Consider the following 15,842-nt stretch of genomic DNA (forward strand, 5'->3'; position numbering starts at 1 on the left):
CCAGGTATTCCTCACGGGTTTGGGCTTGTGCAAATCGTCCACACATATAAACCTCCGGTCAGTCAGACTGAAAGTATAAGGCAGGGAGAAAAAGTAGCGCGCTGGTTAAGTCTTACAAACGGATTCGGGGCGATTATGCTGATCAGGTAGAAATGCGTAAAGCAGTGTGTTGCGAAACTGGAAAGAGCTACGCAAAACAAGATAGGATTTGGGGGCAAGTTTGGGGGCAAAAGAGACGTTGGGGGCATGAAAAGGGGCAAGATGTTTTCCGTGATTCTCTAACATTCTCCGATAGTGATGAAGCTAATTGATTGGTTTTCATGTAAAATTATGAATGCTAAAAGAATTATGGGTTCAGGCTTTTATCTGGCTACTATTAAAAGCTGGACGTTAAAACACAACCTGTAAGTCAACCTGAGGGAATGCTATGCAGTCTGATATTCTGAATACCGAAGTGACGACCATTGACGGCGAGAAAACCACGCTGGAAGGCTACAAGGGCAAGGTGCTGCTCATCGTGAACGTGGCGTCGAAATGTGGCCTTACGCCGCAGTATGAACTGCTGGAAAACATTCATAAAGCCTGGGAAAAAGACGGCTTTACCGTACTCGGCTTCCCGTGCAACCAGTTCCTGGGCCAGGAGCCGGGCAGCGAAGAGGAGATTAAGACCTTTTGCAGCACAACCTATGGCGTGACGTTCCCGATGTTCAGCAAAATTGATGTGAACGGGGAAAATCGTCATCCGCTGTATGCCAAACTGGTGGCCGCGGCGCCGACCGCCGTTGCGCCTGAAGAGAGTGGTTTCTATGAGCGTATGACAAGTAAAGGCCGCGCGCCGCTCTATCCGGATGATATTCTGTGGAACTTCGAAAAATTCCTGATTGGCCGTGACGGTCAGGTCGTGCAGCGTTTTTCGCCTGACATGACGCCTGAAGATCCTATCGTGATGGAATCAATTAAGCTGGCGCTGGCGAAATAATGACGCTGCTGATGCAGCTCACGGACGTTGCCGGCAAGGGGCGTCTTGAGCCTGTTACCGCCGAAGTCAACGCAGGTGAAATCCTTCACCTGGTTGGGCCAAACGGCGCCGGAAAAAGCACGCTACTGGCGTGCATGGCGGGGCTGACCACCGGGGAAGGAAAGATTACCTTTCTCGGGCAATCGCTCGTCGACTGGCTACCCGCTACACTTGCCTCCCGTCGAAGCTATCTGGTTCAGCAGCAGGTTCCGCCCTTTGCGATGCCCGTCTGGCACTACCTGACGCTGCATCTGCCTGACAAAAATCAGGTGGGATTGCTCAACGAGGTTGCTGCGGCACTCGGGTTAGACGACAAGCTTACCCGGCAGGCAAATCAGCTTTCCGGCGGCGAGTGGCAGCGCGTGCGTCTGGCCGCCGTCATCCTTCAGATCCATCCGGCGGGAAATCCTCACGGGCGGTTGTTGCTGCTGGACGAGCCGATGAGTGGGTTGGACGTTGCCCAGCAAGCAGCGCTGGATACCCTGCTCAGCGCGCTGTGTCGCAAGGGGATCGCCATCGTGATGAGCAGCCATGATTTGAACCATACGTTGCGCCACGCGCATCGGGTGTGGTTGCTGGCGCGTGGCAAGCTGATTGCCAGCGGAACGCGCGACAGCGTGCTGACGGCCGCCAATCTTGCGAGCGCTTACCACATGTCGTTCCGGAGGCTGGATATTGAAGGCCACAAGATGCTCATTTCCACGGCGCAGGAATAACCTTTCTTGCACAGCTGCATAGATGCACGCTAAATTACCGAAAGAACAAAAAAAGCAGAGGATTCGTCTGAAATGCGATTCTGGTTTCTCCTTGTTGCGGCGCTCTTTCTTGCAGGATGCAGCAGCCATCGTGCACCTCCGCCCAACCCACGGCTTTCCGATTCCATTACGGTCATTGCCAGCCTGAACGATCAGCTCAGCAACTGGCGCGGCACACCTTATCGCTACGGCGGCATGAGCCGGGGCGGGGTGGATTGCTCGGGATTCGTGCTGATGACCTTCCGCGATAAATTTGACCTCCAGCTTCCGCGTGAAACGCGTATGCAGGCGAAAATCGGCACTGAAATTGATAAAGACGAGCTCCTGCCCGGCGATCTGGTCTTTTTTAAAACGGGCTCCGGAGAAAACGGCCTTCATGTCGGCATCTATGATACCGATAATCAGTTCATTCATGCCTCGACCAGTCGTGGCGTGATGCGCTCCTCTCTGGATAATGTTTACTGGCGTAAAAACTTCTGGCAGGCCAGACGTATTTAACCGCTGCATAAAAATGCAGTGCGGAGGGCCTGGCGGTGAAAATAGACGTCAGGCTTTTCTTGCGGGTTGATTAAAGTTAAATTTTTGCCCAATTATTTATGTCCGCATGTGCCTGTTTTATCTAAAACTGGCTATTATTCAATAACCAGGATAAAATTAATTTAGATTCAGGGAAAAATCTGAAAATTAATACGGAAAGAATGAAATTAATCTTATTAAAATCAAGACAGTGGAATTGTGCCTGCAATTGCTCCAGGATGTTCTCTCTCATCTTTAATGCAGGACAAGCGCGATGATTATTACGCTAGATAATGCTTACCAGTCTGAACTTTTACTCCTTCCGGCGCGTGATAGTGCAGGTTTGCTTAAAGGTTTAGAGATTTTGGTTAACTTTACTGGCGTGGGTGCGGACGTACGGATCCCGACTGAACTGGTTATCCCACATCTTTCTCAGGAAGATGAATTAGCGCTGTTTCAGGAGAAACTGCAATTACTCGATACCTGTAAGCTATTTTTTATTCAGCATCAGTTAATTGCATGGATCAATATTACACCTGCAATTGTTGAGTTTTTATTAACTAATGAGAACGCTGTTTCAATCCTTGAGCGATATCCGTTTCTTGAGTTTACCGTTAATGAGAACTATCCAGGTTTAAATAACGGGAAAGACGATCCCTGTCTGGCAAGAATGGCGATCCATTTCCCCTTAGTGCTGGCTAACTTCGGTGCAGGGGCTGCGTCCCTTAAACCGGTTTATGATGGTCTGTTCAAACGGGTGATTCTGGATAAAAACTTTATCCAGCAGCGCGTGTCGGCACTCTCGTTTGAGCCTTTTATGCGCGCTATTCTTTGGCAGATCGCGCCGCATTGTCAGTCGGTCATGGTCTCGGGAATTGACGATCACGGCATCTTACAACGCGTGCTGCCCTTCAATTTTGGTGCAATGCAGGGAAGCCTGTGGCCTGCCGTCCCGGCAGAGCGGGTAACGACTCTCGTTCAGCAATAACCCCTTTCTTCGCCCGTGTTTACGTCCAGGGAAACCCTCTACACTTAAAGCAGGAGGACTTATGACCCTGTCTTTTACTGCTCACTGGCACGATGAATTACCCGGCTTTTACACCGCGCTTAAGCCAACGCCTCTACAGAACGCGCGTCTTATCTGGCATAACGATGCATTAGCGGATTCGCTTGGCATCCCTGCTACGCTTTTTCAGCCAGAAAAAGGCGCCGGCGTCTGGGGCGGCGAAACGCTGCTTCCGGGCATGAAGCCGCTGGCTCAGGTCTATAGCGGACATCAGTTTGGCGTCTGGGCGGGACAGCTCGGCGATGGCCGCGGCATCCTGCTGGGTGAACAGCTTCTGCCGAATGGCGAAACGCTCGACTGGCACCTGAAAGGGGCAGGGCTAACCCCGTACTCACGCATGGGGGATGGCCGCGCGGTGCTGCGTTCAACCATCCGTGAAGCTCTGGCTTCCGAGGCGATGCATGCCCTGGGGATCCCTACCTCACGCGCGCTGTCCATTGTCACCAGCGACACGCCGGTGGCCCGTGAAACGATGGAGCAGGGAGCGATGCTGGTCCGCGTTGCGGAAAGCCATCTGCGTTTCGGTCATTTTGAACACTTCTACTATCGCCGCGAGCCGGATAAGGTCCGCCAGCTTGCCGATTACGCCCTTCGCCGTCACTGGCCGCACCTGCAAAACGAGCCGGACCGCTATGTTCTCTGGTTCCGGGATATTGTCGCGCGCACTGCCGCAATGATTGCCCGCTGGCAGGCCGTCGGCTTTGCCCACGGGGTGATGAATACCGACAACATGTCCCTGTTAGGGCTGACGTTTGACTACGGTCCGTACGGCTTCCTTGATGACTATCAGCCGGGTTACATCTGTAACCATTCGGACTATCAGGGGCGTTACCGTTTCGACAACCAGCCTGCGGTGGGGCTGTGGAACCTTCAGCGGCTTGCGCAAAGCCTGTCGCCGTTTATCGACGTCGATGCCCTGAACGATGCGCTGGACAGCTATCAGGAGATCCTGCTGCGAGAATATGGTGTGTTAATGCGCAACAAGCTGGGGCTGATGACGCAGGAAAAAGGCGATAACGCGCTGTTGAATGGGCTGTTTGCCATCATGGTGCGTGAAGACAGCGACTATACCCGAACCTTCCGTATGCTGAGCCAGACCGCGCAGCAGAGCGCCGCGTCACCGCTGCGCGACGAGTTCATCGATCGTCAGGCGTTTGATGACTGGTTTGCCGTTTACCGGACGCGTTTACAGCAGGAACAGATTGATGACGATACCCGCCAGGCGCGGATGAAGGCGGTTAACCCGGCGATGGTGTTGCGCAACTGGCTGGCGCAGCGGGCCATTGAGCAGGCAGAGCAGGGGGATTATACCGAGCTGCATCGGCTGCATATCGCCCTGCGCACGCCGTTTGCCGACCGGGAGGATGACTATGTCAGCCGCCCGCCGGACTGGGGCAAGCGGCTGGAAGTGAGCTGCTCAAGCTAAGGGGCGAGAAAAACCTGCGGTGCGGCGTGCGCCGGATGTCTGCCGACGTGCACCTGCGCACCGTACCAGTGTGCCAGCGCGTCGGCCTGCAAAACCGTCTCCGGTATGCCCTGAGAAACAATCCTGCCGTTGTGTAACAGCAGGATCCGGTCCGACCATAATGCGGCAAGATTGAGATCGTGCAGCACCACGCAGGCGTGAAGATGGCCCTGACGGGTCAGCGATTTCAACAGGCGCAGCAGATGCTGCTGGTGGTAGAGATCCAGCGCTGAAGTGGGTTCGTCGAGAAACAGCCAGCCGCGCGGCGTTCCGTCACGCCACAGCTGCGCCAGCGCGCGGGCGAGCTGGACGCGCTGCTGTTCGCCCCCCGAGAGGGCATGATAACGCCTGCCGGCCAGCGGCAGGCAACCGGTCAGCTGCAACACCTCACGCACAATCGACGGTTCCGGGTGACGCGTCCAGGGCGCACGCCCCATTCCAACGATCTCCTCCACCTGCCAGTCAAATCCAGGCTGAGACTGCTGGCGCATCACTGCCCGATAGCGGGACAGCATCTGCGGATGCCATTCCTCCAGCGCTTTTCCCGCCAGCGAACAGCCGCCGCTGTCGGGTTTCAGGTAGCCGGTCAGCAGCCGCAGCAGCGTGGATTTCCCCGCGCCGTTGGGGCCGATCAATGTAACCAGCTCTCCCTGCGACAGTGACAGCGAAACGTTATCTGTCAGCGTGCGGCCAGACCGGGTAAAAGTAAGATTTTCAGCCGTATAACGTTCAGCCATGCTGTTCTCCACGACGAAAAATGAGCCATAAGAACCAGGGAGCGCCAAGGATACTGGTCAGCAGGCCGACCGGCATTTCTGCCGGAGCGACCAGGGTGCGCGCGACCGTATCCGCCACCAGCAGCAGTAACGCGCCCGCGAGTACCGTGCCGGGGAGGGTTGCCCGGTGATCGGCGCCCAGCCACATGCGCATCAGGTGCGGCACCACGAGTCCGACAAAGCCAATCACGCCGCTGACGGCGACAGCCGCCGCGACCAGCAGGGCGCTGCATAACAGTAATATTCGCTGTACAAGGGCAACGTCCACGCCAAGGTAATGCGCTTCCTCCTCACCCAGTTGCAGTAAATTTAATGCGCTGGCACAACGCCAGATCGCCAGAACGGCAGGCACCATCAGCGAGGTCACGGCGAGCAGCGTTGACCACTGTGCCTGACCAAGACTTCCCATTCCCCAGAGTGAAAGCTGACGCAGCTGGGCGTCATTGCTGACCCACGAAAGCACACCCACTGCCGCACCGCACAGGGCATTGATGGCGATACCCACCAGCAACAGACGTGACAGAGAGGGGTCACGCTGCTTGCTGAGCAGGAAGATCACGCCAGTGGCTGCCAGCGCCCCAAAAAATGCCGCCAGCATAGGGGCGTAAAGCATCACCAGCGCGGGCAGCGAGAGCGGGAGCACCACCCACAGGGCGACGGCCAGCGCCGCACCGCTGCTGATCCCGAGCAGGCCCGGGTCGGCCAGTGGATTGCGGAACAGCCCCTGCATGACGCAGCCGGCGAGCGCCAGCGATCCGCCAATCACCAGCGCCAGCAGTACGCGGGGCAGACGGATGGTAAGCCAGATCTGGCGTAGCGTCTCATCGCTGCCGCTCCACAGCACGTTCACCGGCAGGCGTAACGCCCCAAAACCGGTGGCCATGAACGTCATGACGGTAAGCAACCCCGCCAGAAGCCATAACGATAACGTGATGCGCCGGGACATCAGGGCAGTTGCTCCGCTCTGGCACGCAGCTGTTGTATGGCTTTCGGCGTGCGGACGCTGAAGCCCAGCAGGGCCATATCATCAATAGCCAGCATCTGCTTGCTTCGTCCCGCTGGCGTTTGCGCCAGGCCGGGCAGTTTCCACAGATTTTCTTCGCCGCCCAGCGCGTTAAGACCGTCCTGCGAAATCACCACCAGATCCGGCTGGCTGGCCATCACCCCCTCCTGGGAAAGCGGCTGATAGCGGGTAAAGCCCTGCATGGCGTTCTGCAACCCGGCGGCGCGTATTGCCGCATCCGCGCCGGTCTGTTGCCCGGCCGCCATTGCGGTCATTCCGCCGTGGCTGAGGATAAACAGCACCCGCTTGTTGAGCGGTGTTGAGGGCAGTGCCGCCAGCGCCTGACGCAGCGAGTTGCGCAGGGTTTCCCCTTGCGCCTCATGATGCGTCGCCTGAGCTATCACCCGTACTTTTTCGTCAATCGCGCGCAGGTCAGGCGTGCCGGGAACGGTAACCACCCGGACGTGGCTCTGTTCAACCTGTTTCAGCGCCAGAGAGGGCTGCGCCTGGTCGCTTGCCAGCACCAGCGTCGGGCGTACGGACAAAATCCCCTCCGCATTCAGCTGGCGAAGATACCCCACGTCAGGCAGCGCGTTTGTCGCCTGCGGCCACTGGCTGGTACTGTCGCGCGCAACCAGAGAAGACTCCGCGCCGAGGGCGTAGACGATCTCCGTCACGTCGCCGCCGAGGGCGACAATTCTCTCCGGCGCGGCGACAGCGACCAGCGGCAGGGCGCAGAGCAGGGCGAACCAGTTTTTCATGCGGCCAGCCCTTCTGGCGTCAGGGCGTCAATCTGGCGGCGCCACTGGCTCTGCTCAGGCTCGCCTTCGGTACGCTGCCCGTAGAGCTGGGCGATCTGAGTGCCGTCCGCAGCAAACAGCTCCAGGCTGGTAACGTGTCCGTCCGCCGTAGGCTTACGCGTTACCCACGTCTCGGCGATAGTCTCCTCCAGCAGATGCAGGGTAAAGGTTGGGTTGAAGATGTTCAGCCAGCCCTTTATGGGCGTCAGTTTTTCCACCACACCGGTGAAGATCTGCACGCAGCCGCGGTTGCCGACGAAGATCATGATTTCGTTTCCGTCCTGTCGCGCCGTCTCCAGCAGCTGTGCCAGCGCGCTGTTATCCACCTTACAGGCCAGATCGTCACTCACCAGACGAAACGCCTGCTGGCGGCTCAGTTTATGGCGCTTCAGTAAGCTAAAGAACTGATGCACATCGGTCATGGCGCGCCACTCTTTCTCCACCGGGCCTGCATCAGCACCGTCGGAATGCGCAGGGGCATCGACAGCCTTCAGTGCCAGAGTGGGGTTATCGGCAATGATAAAACGGGTCAGCACGTCGCCCCAGGCGGCAACGTCGGTGTGATCCGTGGTGTAGACCTTCAGTAAAGCGTCGCCCTGATGATCGAAGAACTGAATGCTCTGACGTTCGCCGCGGGAGGTCGTTTCACTTATGTGAAACGCGCTCGCCCACTGGTTGAGGAACAAACGCAGATCCAGCGCGCGCGGATTCAGCACCAGCCCGGCGTGGCCGCCGAGGTGCTGGTTAGTAAACGCCCCGACCTGCTCGTGAACGGCGTATTCGTTACGGCAGATGCATTTGGTTTCCCCCACCGACTCCAGCGCTGCCAGAATCTCACGGATTTCACCGCGCAGCCGCCAGGCGTCGTGTCCAACGCGCGCAAATGCCAGCTCTGCTTCGCTGATGTGCATTAATCCGGCGATATCACGGGCGTACTTACCCGGATGTTCTTCTTTAAGCTCAAGCCAGCGTGTGTAGTGACCCATAATCTTATCCTTCTGAATCGTTGCCCCGAAGGGAATTACCATTGATAACTGACGAAGATCTTGCCGTTGCGGCCATCCTGCGGGATGCCTTGTGGTGACCAGTAGGCTTTGTCGAAGGCGTTCCCCAGCACGAGGGTGGTGGTGATGCCTTTGAACTGCTGCTGACCTTTATAGCTGACGTAGAAATCATTCACTGCGTAGCCAGGCTGCTCGCTGTAGCTGCTGCTGATGTGCGTTGAACGTTCGACGAAGGTGCCGATCCAGCCCACGGAGAAGCCGCTTTGCGCCACGGGGATATCCAGCTTGCTGGTGACGGTGTCCGGGTTGATGCTGGAGATGTATTCGCCCGTGTCGGTATCTTTCCCGCGCGTGCGGTTGTAGGCCACGTCCAGGTTGAACAGACTGGTCGCGTAGGTCGCCATCATGTCCCAGCCCCAGATTTTGGCATTTGGTACGTTATAGGACATGGTGGTGGCCGCCGCAAAATCGACGGTAGTGGAGATGTAATCTTTCGCTTTGGTGTCGAAGTAGCTGGCTTTGAACTCCAGCGCGTCGTTGGCGAGCAGCAGATCGTCAAAACGTAGCCCAAAACCGAACTCCTGGGTTTCGTTAGTTTCCGGACGCAGGTTCGGGTTCGGCACCCAGTAGTTGGTGTAGAAGCTGCCGATAGAGAAGTGCTTCGAGTCGTTATACATCTCGCCCATCGTTGGCGCGCGGAAGGCCTGGGCGTAAGAGCCGAACAGCATCAGCCAGTCGGCTGGACTCACGGTTAACCCGGCGCGTGATGACCACTTATCCGCATCCACGTCGTCGTAACCGTCGCTGCTGCCGCGGTAGTTGTCGTAACGCGTCCCGCCGAGAAGCGTTACCGGCAGGTCGCGCAGGGTGATCTCATCCTGCAACCAGCCGGAGCTGAAGTCGATTTTCGCGTCCGGGAAGCCGGTGGTCGCGCCGCCAGGGTGTTGCTCCTGACGATAGTATTCCCCGCCGTAGGTCAGCAGGTGCGAGGCGAAGGAGTCGCTGAACAGGCGGGTGCGGTTTTCCACTTTGCCGCCTTTGGTAGTCTGCTTACGGAACTCGCCGCTGGCGTCGATGTTCTGGGCGTTGATCCGCGCTTCGGACCAGTAAAATTTCGCATCGGCGTTCAGCCAGTTGTTTCCGGCTGGCGCAATGCGGTAGCCAAGCTGGGCATCGCGCTGAATGGTGGAACGATCGGTCATCGGGTTACTGCTGCTGGCATCCGTGGTCTGCGGATTTTTCGGCTCCTGCGCGTCGTTGTTGTAGTAGCGCAGAGAGCCGCTCAGCGTCTGCGCCGGATCGATTTTCCAGCTGCCTTTCGCCAGCATATTGTTGATGGATTCGTCGTTTGGCGCCCTCGCGCCGTCACTCTGGCGAATGTCGCCGCGATCGCGGCTGGACCAGGAGACCAGACCGTCCAGGGTATCGGTGCGGCCATAGGCGCTGGCACCCATCCCGATGCTGTGATCGCCCGTTGCACCGGTAGCAAATACGCGATAGCCGCTGTTTTTACCTGCATCCAGCAGATCGCTGGCGTCGACGGTGTCATACGAAATTACGCCGCCCAGCGCGCCGCTGCCGTACAGCAAGGCGGAAGGACCACGTACTACTTCAATACGTTTGATCAGCGCCGGATCGAGGAACGTGCTGTTCAGGTGTCCGGTATCAGTGCCCTGGCGCACGCCATCCACCAGTATCAGCACGCCACGGCGGTCATAGCCCCGGAGGTTAACGTCCTGACCGTTGGTGCGCCCGGTGCCGTCCAGCGTCAGACCGGGCACCTTGCGCAGCAGGTCGGCGGCGGAGCTGGCGGTCTGGTTTTCCGGCGCGGTGGCGTCAATCACGCTCACCATCATGGGGGCTTCAAAGGCGCTGCGGGCATTGCCGGTGGCGGTGACGGTGATCTCGTCTGCGGCGGCAAACGTAACGCCCGGCAGGGTGCTGACAATCGCCAGCGCCAGAAGAGACGGGCGTAAAGACGCGGATTGCAGGTGTGGCATAGCAACTCTCCATAAGAATTGAAAAGCGCTGGCTGCCTGGGGATCACCTGGGTGGCTGGCGAATGTGTTGTCTGGTTTATTTAGTCAGGATCAGTTTTCCGGCATTGGTCTGGCGCAGCAGGTAGTGCTGGCCGTCATGCTCGATAATGACCCGTCCCTCCTCACCCAACAGGCTTTTGCTGTCGATTCGGCGATCGGTGGGAGCAGGGGACGGTGCTGTGTGTGTTTTTGTTGGCGTTGCCGCGCTGTTATCGGTAGGTGACATAATGTTTATAAATAACAATCAATGTAACAATGATAATCATTATCAATAAACTGCAAATTCACGGCAAGCGTTTTTGTGAAAATTGTGTGACGGGATCAAATTTGGGGGAGAGGTGCGGTCTGATGCCCTCACCCCGACCCTCTCCCACGGGGAGAGGGAGAAGGGCACGTACCGTAGGCCGGGTAAGCGTAGCGTCACCCGGCAGGATTTTAAAAGCGTGTGTCCACGGCTGAAGCCAGCATCTCCAGCAGCAGCTCGCTGTCTTCCCAGCTCAGGCACGGGTCGGTGATTGACTGGCCGTAGACCATTTGCTGTCCGGCGACGATTTTCTGCGTGCCTTCTTTGATAAAACTCTCCGCCATAATTCCTGCAATGGCGGTCGAGCCGCTGCGGATCTGCTGGCAAACTTCCTCGCAGACGTCCAGCTGGCGGCGGTGCTGTTTCTGACAGTTGCCGTGGCTGAAATCCACCACCAGATGCTCCGGCAGGTCAAATTCCGCCAGCGTTTCGCAGGCGGCGGCAATATCTTCTGCATGGTAATTCGGTTTTTTACCGCCACGCATAATGATATGTCCGAACGGGTTGCCGCTGGTCTGGTAGATGGTCATCTGGCCGTTTTTATCCGGGGAGAGGAACATATGGCTGGCGCGTGACGCGCGGATGGCATCTACGGCAATTCGGGTATTGCCGTCCGTTCCGTTTTTGAAGCCCACCGGGCAGGAAAGCGCCGACGCCATTTCACGGTGGATCTGGCTTTCGGTGGTACGTGCGCCAATCGCGCCCCAGCTAATGAGGTCGGCAATAAACTGTCCGGTCACCATATCCAGAAATTCGGTGGCAGTTGGCACGCCCAGCTCGTTAACCTGTAACAGCAGCTTGCGCGCCAGCGTAATACCGTGATTCACCCGGTAGCTACCGTTCAGATCGGGATCGGAAATCAATCCTTTCCAGCCCACGACGGTACGCGGCTTTTCAAAGTAGGTACGCATCACGATCTCCAGGCGATCCTGATACGTGCCGCGCAGCGTCTGAAGGCGTTGTGCATAATCCATTGCCGCGTCGAGGTCGTGGATGGAGCAGGGGCCAATCACCACCAGAAGACGTTTGTCTTCACCATTGAGAATTTTTTCGATGCGGCGACGGGAGGCCGTCACATGGTCCGCCACCTCGGCGGAAACGGGATGCAGCCGGGCCAGTTCAGCCGGTGTGACCAGGCTATCAATGCGCGCGGTGCGCAGTTCGTCGGTTTTATTCATGGAATGTCTCAGAAATTTTTTGCTTCATCGGCAGACTACCGGGAAGTGATGGGCATCACCTTAAACCAATCCCTGCTGATTTCAAGTTCGGGGCACGTCGCCCCGAAGATGGCGTGATAATAACTGAAACTGGATTAATGTACTAGCATATTAGTACATGCGGCGATTCAGCCCCATGATATCGAGGATTTTGGTGGCAATTTCTTCTACTGAATAGTTGGTACTGTTCAGCCAGGGAATTTGATTTTTCCGGTACAGCGCTTCGACTTCGGAGACTTCCATTCGGCACTGGCGCATCGAGGCGTAGCGGCTGTTCTCGCGACGTTCTTCGCGGATCGCTGCCAGTCGTTCCGGGTTGATGGTCAGCCCAAACAGCTTATGCTGGAGCGGCTTGAGCGCGGCGGGCAGCACCAGGTTATCCATATCATCGGCAATAAAGGGGTAGTTGGCGGCACGAATGCCAAACTGCATGGCCAGGTAAAGGCTGGTGGGGGTTTTACCGCAGCGCGACACGCCGAGCAAAATCACCTGCGCCTGGTCGAGATTGCGCAGGGAGATCCCGTCGTCGTGCGCCAGGGTGTAGTCAATGGCGGCAATACGCGCATCGTATTTGGTCAGGTTGCCGGGGTTCAGACCGTGGGTACGGTGGGCGATCGGCGTCGGGTCGAGCTTCAGCTCGCTTTGCAAGGGAGCAACCAGCGCCTGCACGATGTCCTGACAGAAGCCCTCGCTTTGCAAAATGATGTTGCGGATCTCAGGGATCACAATGGAATAGAACACCAGCGGACGAACGCCGGTCTGCTGGTAAATGGCGTCGATCTGGTCCTTGACCGCTTTGGCCCGGCTCTCATTTTCCACGAACGGCAACGTGATGCTGTTTATCGATACCGGAAACTGCGACATCACCGCGTGTCCCAGCACCTCGGCGGTTATCGCCGTCCCATCAGAAATATAAAAAACGTGGCGATCGACAGCATTATCCATTTTATCCACCCTGAATAGCGTACGTAATTGCCTGAAAGCATAAATTAAAAAAGTTAATTTCACAGCAAAGAACTTATCTGAATTTAAAATGAAATGGTGTTTTTGATTTTCCTGAAAAGTGGATTTCATTTTTCGAATAGCGGCTTTATTTCTATGGTTTTTGCCGGAATCTATAGGAATCATCGGGTTAGCGAGTGCCGGGAAACTGTCCGAAAAGTTGAAAATTTAAATTGCTTACACGATTCACCGTTTTTTTAGCGGAAATAAATATGCCAGTATAAATACGTAGTCAGGTGTTTCTTACTCCGATCAAATATCACAAAAGGATTGTTTCGATGTCCAACAATGGCTCGTCACCGCTGGTGCTTTGGTATAACCAACTCGGCATGAATGATGTAGACAGAGTTGGGGGCAAAAATGCCTCCCTGGGTGAAATGATTACAAATCTGTCCGGTATGGGTGTCTCCGTACCTAACGGGTTTGCCACAACCGCCGATGCGTTTAACCTGTTTTTAGACCAGAGCGGTGTAAACCAGCGCATTTACGACCTGCTGGATAAAACGGATATTGATGATGTCACCGAGCTTGCCAAAGCCGGCGCGCAAATCCGCCAGTGGATTATCGACACACCTTTCCAGCCGGAACTGGAAAAAGCCATTCACGACGCCTACAACCAGCTCTCCGCTGACGATGCGCAGGCCTCCTTTGCCGTGCGTTCTTCTGCAACCGCAGAAGATATGCCCGATGCCTCGTTCGCCGGACAGCAGGAAACCTTCCTGAACGTTCAGGGTTACGATGCGGTGCTGGTGGCGGTGAAGCACGTGTTTGCTTCCCTGTTTAATGACCGCGCCATCTCCTATCGCGTGCACCAGGGCTATGACCACCGCGGCGTCGCGCTTTCCGCCGGCGTGCAGCGCATGGTGCGCTCGGACGTAGGCTCTTCCGGCGTGATGTTCTCTATCGACACTGAATCCGGCTTCGACCAGGTGGTGTTTATCACCTCCGCGTGGGGTCTGGGCGAGATGGTGGTGCAGGGGGCGGTAAACCCTGACGAATTCTACGTGCACAAGCCTACGCTGGCGGCTAACCGTCCGGCAGTGGTACGCCGCACCATGGGCTCGAAAAAAATTCGCATGATCTATGCTCCGACGCAAGAGCATGGCAAGCAGGTCACCATTGAAGATGTGCCGCAGGAGCAGCGGGATCGCTTCTCACTGACCGACGCCGAAGTGGAAGAGCTGGCGAAGCAGGCGGTGCAGATTGAAAAACACTATGGCCGTCCAATGGACATCGAGTGGGCGAAAGACGGACACACCGGCAAGCTGTTTATCGTGCAGGCGCGTCCAGAAACCGTCCGTTCACGCGGTCAGGTCATGGAGCGCTACACCCTGCACGCGCAGGGCAAAATTGTCGCGGAAGGCCGCGCAATTGGTCACCGCATCGGTGCCGGTCCGGTGAAAGTGATCCACGACATCAGCGAGATGAACCGCATTCAGCCTGGCGACGTGCTGGTGACCGACATGACCGACCCGGACTGGGAACCGATCATGAAAAAAGCGGCTGCCATCGTCACCAACCGCGGCGGCCGTACCTGTCACGCGGCTATTATCGCCCGTGAGCTGGGGATCCCGGCGGTAGTCGGCTGCGGTGATGCCACCGAGCGCATGAAGGACGACCAGAAGGTGACGGTCTCCTGTGCCGAAGGCGATACCGGCTACGTGTATGCCGATATCCTCGACTTCAGCGTGAAAAGTTCCAGCGTGGATACCATGCCGGACCTGCCGCTGAAGATCATGATGAACGTCGGTAACCCGGACCGCGCGTTTGACTTCGCCTGCCTGCCGAACGAAGGCGTGGGCCTGGCGCGTCTGGAATTTATTATTAACCGTATGATCGGGGTGCACCCGCGTGCGCTGCTGGAGTTCGACGACCAGGACGCAAAACTGCAAAACGAAATCCGCGAGATGATGAAGGGTTACGACTCGCCGAGAGAGTTCTATGTGGGGCGTCTGACGGAAGGGATCGCCACGCTCGGCGCGGCCTTCTACCCGAAACGCGTGATCGTGCGTCTGTCGGACTTTAAGTCCAACGAATACGCCAACCTGGTGGGCGGCGAACGCTACGAGCCGGAAGAAGAGAACCCGATGCTGGGCTTCCGCGGCGCCGGACGCTACGTGTCGGAAAGCTTCCGCGACTGCTTCGCGCTGGAGTGCGAGGCGGTAAAACGCGTGCGCAATGACATGGGGCTGACCAACGTGGAAATCATGATCCCGTTCGTCCGTACCGTGGATCAGGCGAAAGCGGTGGTGGATGAGCTGGCGCGTCAGGGGCTGAAGCGCGGCGAGAACGGGCTGAAGATCATCATGATGTGTGAAATTCCGTCCAACGCCCTGCTGGCCGAGCAGTTCCTGGAGCACTTCGACGGCTTCTCCATTGGCTCGAATGACATGACGCAGCTGGCGCTCGGCCTGGACCGCGACTCCGGCGTCGTCTCTGAGCTGTTCGATGAGCGTAACGAGGCGGTGAAAGCGCTGCTCTCCATGGCCATCCGCGCGGCGAAGAAACAGGGTAAATATGTCGGGATTTGCGGCCAGGGTCCTTCTGACCATGAAGACTTTGCGGCCTGGCTGATGGATGAGGGGATTGATAGCCTCTCCCTGAACCCGGACACCGTGGTGCAGACCTGGCTGAGCCTGGCAGAGCTGAACAAGTAAAACCTGCACAACCTGAAAAAGGCGAGGATATCTGTCCTCGCCTTTTTTATTTTCCTGCGAATATGCTCACCATCACAAATAAAGCAAAAAACCAAATATCATAATTTATCTGTTAATTTAGACAATTGTTAGCGGGCAGGGCGTTGCTAATACTTGAGCCTTACCGCGTACATCCGTCGGGATGATGCGCGACTGGTTGAAATACGTTTTAACCTGATAA

General features: G+C 56.8%; 14 protein-coding genes. 6 read left to right on the forward strand and 8 right to left on the reverse strand.

The genetic code is table 11. The features are described from left to right. Positions 1 to 427: 427 nt before the first annotated feature. The 5 genes from IMQ56_RS06295 (at position 428) to selO (ending at position 4,781) form a co-directional block, all read left to right on the forward strand. A complete protein-coding gene (locus IMQ56_RS06295; protein WP_017693587.1) occupies positions 428 to 979 on the forward strand; it encodes a glutathione peroxidase in 552 nt (183 codons plus the stop codon). After that, entirely contained in the window at positions 979 to 1,734 is a 756-nt protein-coding gene (gene btuD, locus IMQ56_RS06300; RefSeq protein ID WP_015570731.1) for a vitamin B12 ABC transporter ATP-binding protein BtuD, read from the forward strand. The genes IMQ56_RS06295 and btuD overlap by 1 nt, the downstream gene beginning before the upstream one ends. 72 nt (positions 1,735 to 1,806) lie before the next feature. Beyond that, positions 1,807 to 2,271 carry an NlpC/P60 family protein gene (locus IMQ56_RS06305; RefSeq protein ID WP_017693586.1) on the forward strand — a complete coding sequence of 155 codons (465 nt, stop codon included), beginning with the start codon at positions 1,807 to 1,809 and terminating at the stop codon, positions 2,269 to 2,271. Positions 2,272 to 2,563: 292 nt separating this feature from the next. Continuing rightward, positions 2,564 to 3,277 carry an EAL domain-containing protein gene (locus tag IMQ56_RS06310; RefSeq protein ID WP_017384651.1) on the forward strand — a complete coding sequence of 238 codons (714 nt, stop codon included), beginning with the start codon at positions 2,564 to 2,566 and terminating at the stop codon, positions 3,275 to 3,277. A 61-nt stretch (positions 3,278 to 3,338) separates the two neighbouring features. Beyond that, complete coding sequence (gene selO / locus IMQ56_RS06315; RefSeq protein WP_047726916.1) at positions 3,339 to 4,781, forward strand: protein adenylyltransferase SelO; 1,443 nt, start codon at positions 3,339 to 3,341, stop codon at positions 4,779 to 4,781. Here selO and IMQ56_RS06320 read toward each other — a convergent pair. From IMQ56_RS06320 to ppsR, 8 genes are all read right to left on the reverse strand, one after another. Next, the gene (locus tag IMQ56_RS06320; protein WP_047745625.1) at positions 4,778 to 5,557 is read right to left on the reverse strand and encodes a heme ABC transporter ATP-binding protein; all 780 of its coding nucleotides are present in this window, start codon (positions 5,555 to 5,557) and stop codon (positions 4,778 to 4,780) included. The genes selO and IMQ56_RS06320 overlap by 4 nt on opposite strands. Further along, positions 5,550 to 6,542, reverse strand: a complete 993-nt coding sequence (locus IMQ56_RS06325) for an iron ABC transporter permease (protein ID WP_032104822.1) — start codon at positions 6,540 to 6,542, stop codon at positions 5,550 to 5,552. The genes IMQ56_RS06320 and IMQ56_RS06325 overlap by 8 nt, the downstream gene beginning before the upstream one ends. Further along, entirely contained in the window at positions 6,542 to 7,360 is an 819-nt protein-coding gene (locus IMQ56_RS06330; RefSeq protein ID WP_032104821.1) for a hemin ABC transporter substrate-binding protein, read from the reverse strand. The genes IMQ56_RS06325 and IMQ56_RS06330 overlap by 1 nt, the downstream gene beginning before the upstream one ends. Further along, positions 7,357 to 8,385, reverse strand: coding sequence for a ChuX/HutX family heme-like substrate-binding protein (gene chuS / locus IMQ56_RS06335; RefSeq protein WP_196063604.1), 1,029 nt, complete (start codon positions 8,383 to 8,385; stop codon positions 7,357 to 7,359). Before chuS ends, IMQ56_RS06330 begins: the two co-directional genes overlap by 4 nt. A 35-nt stretch (positions 8,386 to 8,420) precedes the next feature. Further along, positions 8,421 to 10,403, reverse strand: coding sequence for a TonB-dependent hemoglobin/transferrin/lactoferrin family receptor (locus IMQ56_RS06340; RefSeq protein ID WP_196063605.1), 1,983 nt, complete (start codon positions 10,401 to 10,403; stop codon positions 8,421 to 8,423). 76 nt (positions 10,404 to 10,479) lie between these two features. Then, positions 10,480 to 10,668 (reverse strand): hemin uptake protein HemP, encoded by a 189-nt coding sequence (gene hemP / locus IMQ56_RS06345; protein ID WP_015570723.1) that lies wholly within the window; start codon positions 10,666 to 10,668, stop codon positions 10,480 to 10,482. Between the two features lie 209 nt (positions 10,669 to 10,877). Continuing rightward, complete coding sequence (gene aroH, locus IMQ56_RS06350) at positions 10,878 to 11,924, reverse strand: 3-deoxy-7-phosphoheptulonate synthase AroH (protein ID WP_032670070.1); 1,047 nt, start codon at positions 11,922 to 11,924, stop codon at positions 10,878 to 10,880. A gap of 150 nt (positions 11,925 to 12,074) precedes the next feature. After that, complete coding sequence (ppsR, locus tag IMQ56_RS06355; protein WP_017384644.1) at positions 12,075 to 12,908, reverse strand: posphoenolpyruvate synthetase regulatory kinase/phosphorylase PpsR; 834 nt, start codon at positions 12,906 to 12,908, stop codon at positions 12,075 to 12,077. 335 nt (positions 12,909 to 13,243) lie between these two features. Between ppsR and ppsA the strand changes: the two genes are divergently transcribed. Next, a complete protein-coding gene (gene ppsA, locus IMQ56_RS06360) occupies positions 13,244 to 15,622 on the forward strand; it encodes a phosphoenolpyruvate synthase (RefSeq protein WP_017384643.1) in 2,379 nt (792 codons plus the stop codon). The last annotated feature ends 220 nt before the right edge of the window (positions 15,623 to 15,842 follow it).

Origin of the sequence: Enterobacter sp. Res13-Sevr-PEC09-46 (assembly GCF_015672585.1) — a bacterium.
Lineage (GTDB): Bacteria > Pseudomonadota > Gammaproteobacteria > Enterobacterales > Enterobacteriaceae > Enterobacter > Enterobacter hormaechei_C.

Coding starts and splice junctions, on each gene's coding strand:
- IMQ56_RS06295 (WP_017693587.1), top strand. CDS start 428: ATGCAGTCTGATATTCTGAATACCGAAGTGACGACCATTGACGGCGAG.
- btuD (WP_015570731.1), top strand. CDS start 979: ATGACGCTGCTGATGCAGCTCACGGACGTTGCCGGCAAGGGGCGTCTT.
- IMQ56_RS06305 (WP_017693586.1), top strand. CDS start 1,807: ATGCGATTCTGGTTTCTCCTTGTTGCGGCGCTCTTTCTTGCAGGATGC.
- IMQ56_RS06310 (WP_017384651.1), top strand. CDS start 2,564: ATGATTATTACGCTAGATAATGCTTACCAGTCTGAACTTTTACTCCTT.
- selO (WP_047726916.1), top strand. CDS start 3,339: ATGACCCTGTCTTTTACTGCTCACTGGCACGATGAATTACCCGGCTTT.
- IMQ56_RS06320 (WP_047745625.1), bottom strand. CDS start 5,557: ATGGCTGAACGTTATACGGCTGAAAATCTTACTTTTACCCGGTCTGGC.
- IMQ56_RS06325 (WP_032104822.1), bottom strand. CDS start 6,542: ATGTCCCGGCGCATCACGTTATCGTTATGGCTTCTGGCGGGGTTGCTT.
- IMQ56_RS06330 (WP_032104821.1), bottom strand. CDS start 7,360: ATGAAAAACTGGTTCGCCCTGCTCTGCGCCCTGCCGCTGGTCGCTGTC.
- chuS (WP_196063604.1), bottom strand. CDS start 8,385: ATGGGTCACTACACACGCTGGCTTGAGCTTAAAGAAGAACATCCGGGT.
- IMQ56_RS06340 (WP_196063605.1), bottom strand. CDS start 10,403: ATGCCACACCTGCAATCCGCGTCTTTACGCCCGTCTCTTCTGGCGCTG.
- hemP (WP_015570723.1), bottom strand. CDS start 10,668: ATGTCACCTACCGATAACAGCGCGGCAACGCCAACAAAAACACACACA.
- aroH (WP_032670070.1), bottom strand. CDS start 11,924: ATGAATAAAACCGACGAACTGCGCACCGCGCGCATTGATAGCCTGGTC.
- ppsR (WP_017384644.1), bottom strand. CDS start 12,908: ATGGATAATGCTGTCGATCGCCACGTTTTTTATATTTCTGATGGGACG.
- ppsA (WP_017384643.1), top strand. CDS start 13,244: ATGTCCAACAATGGCTCGTCACCGCTGGTGCTTTGGTATAACCAACTC.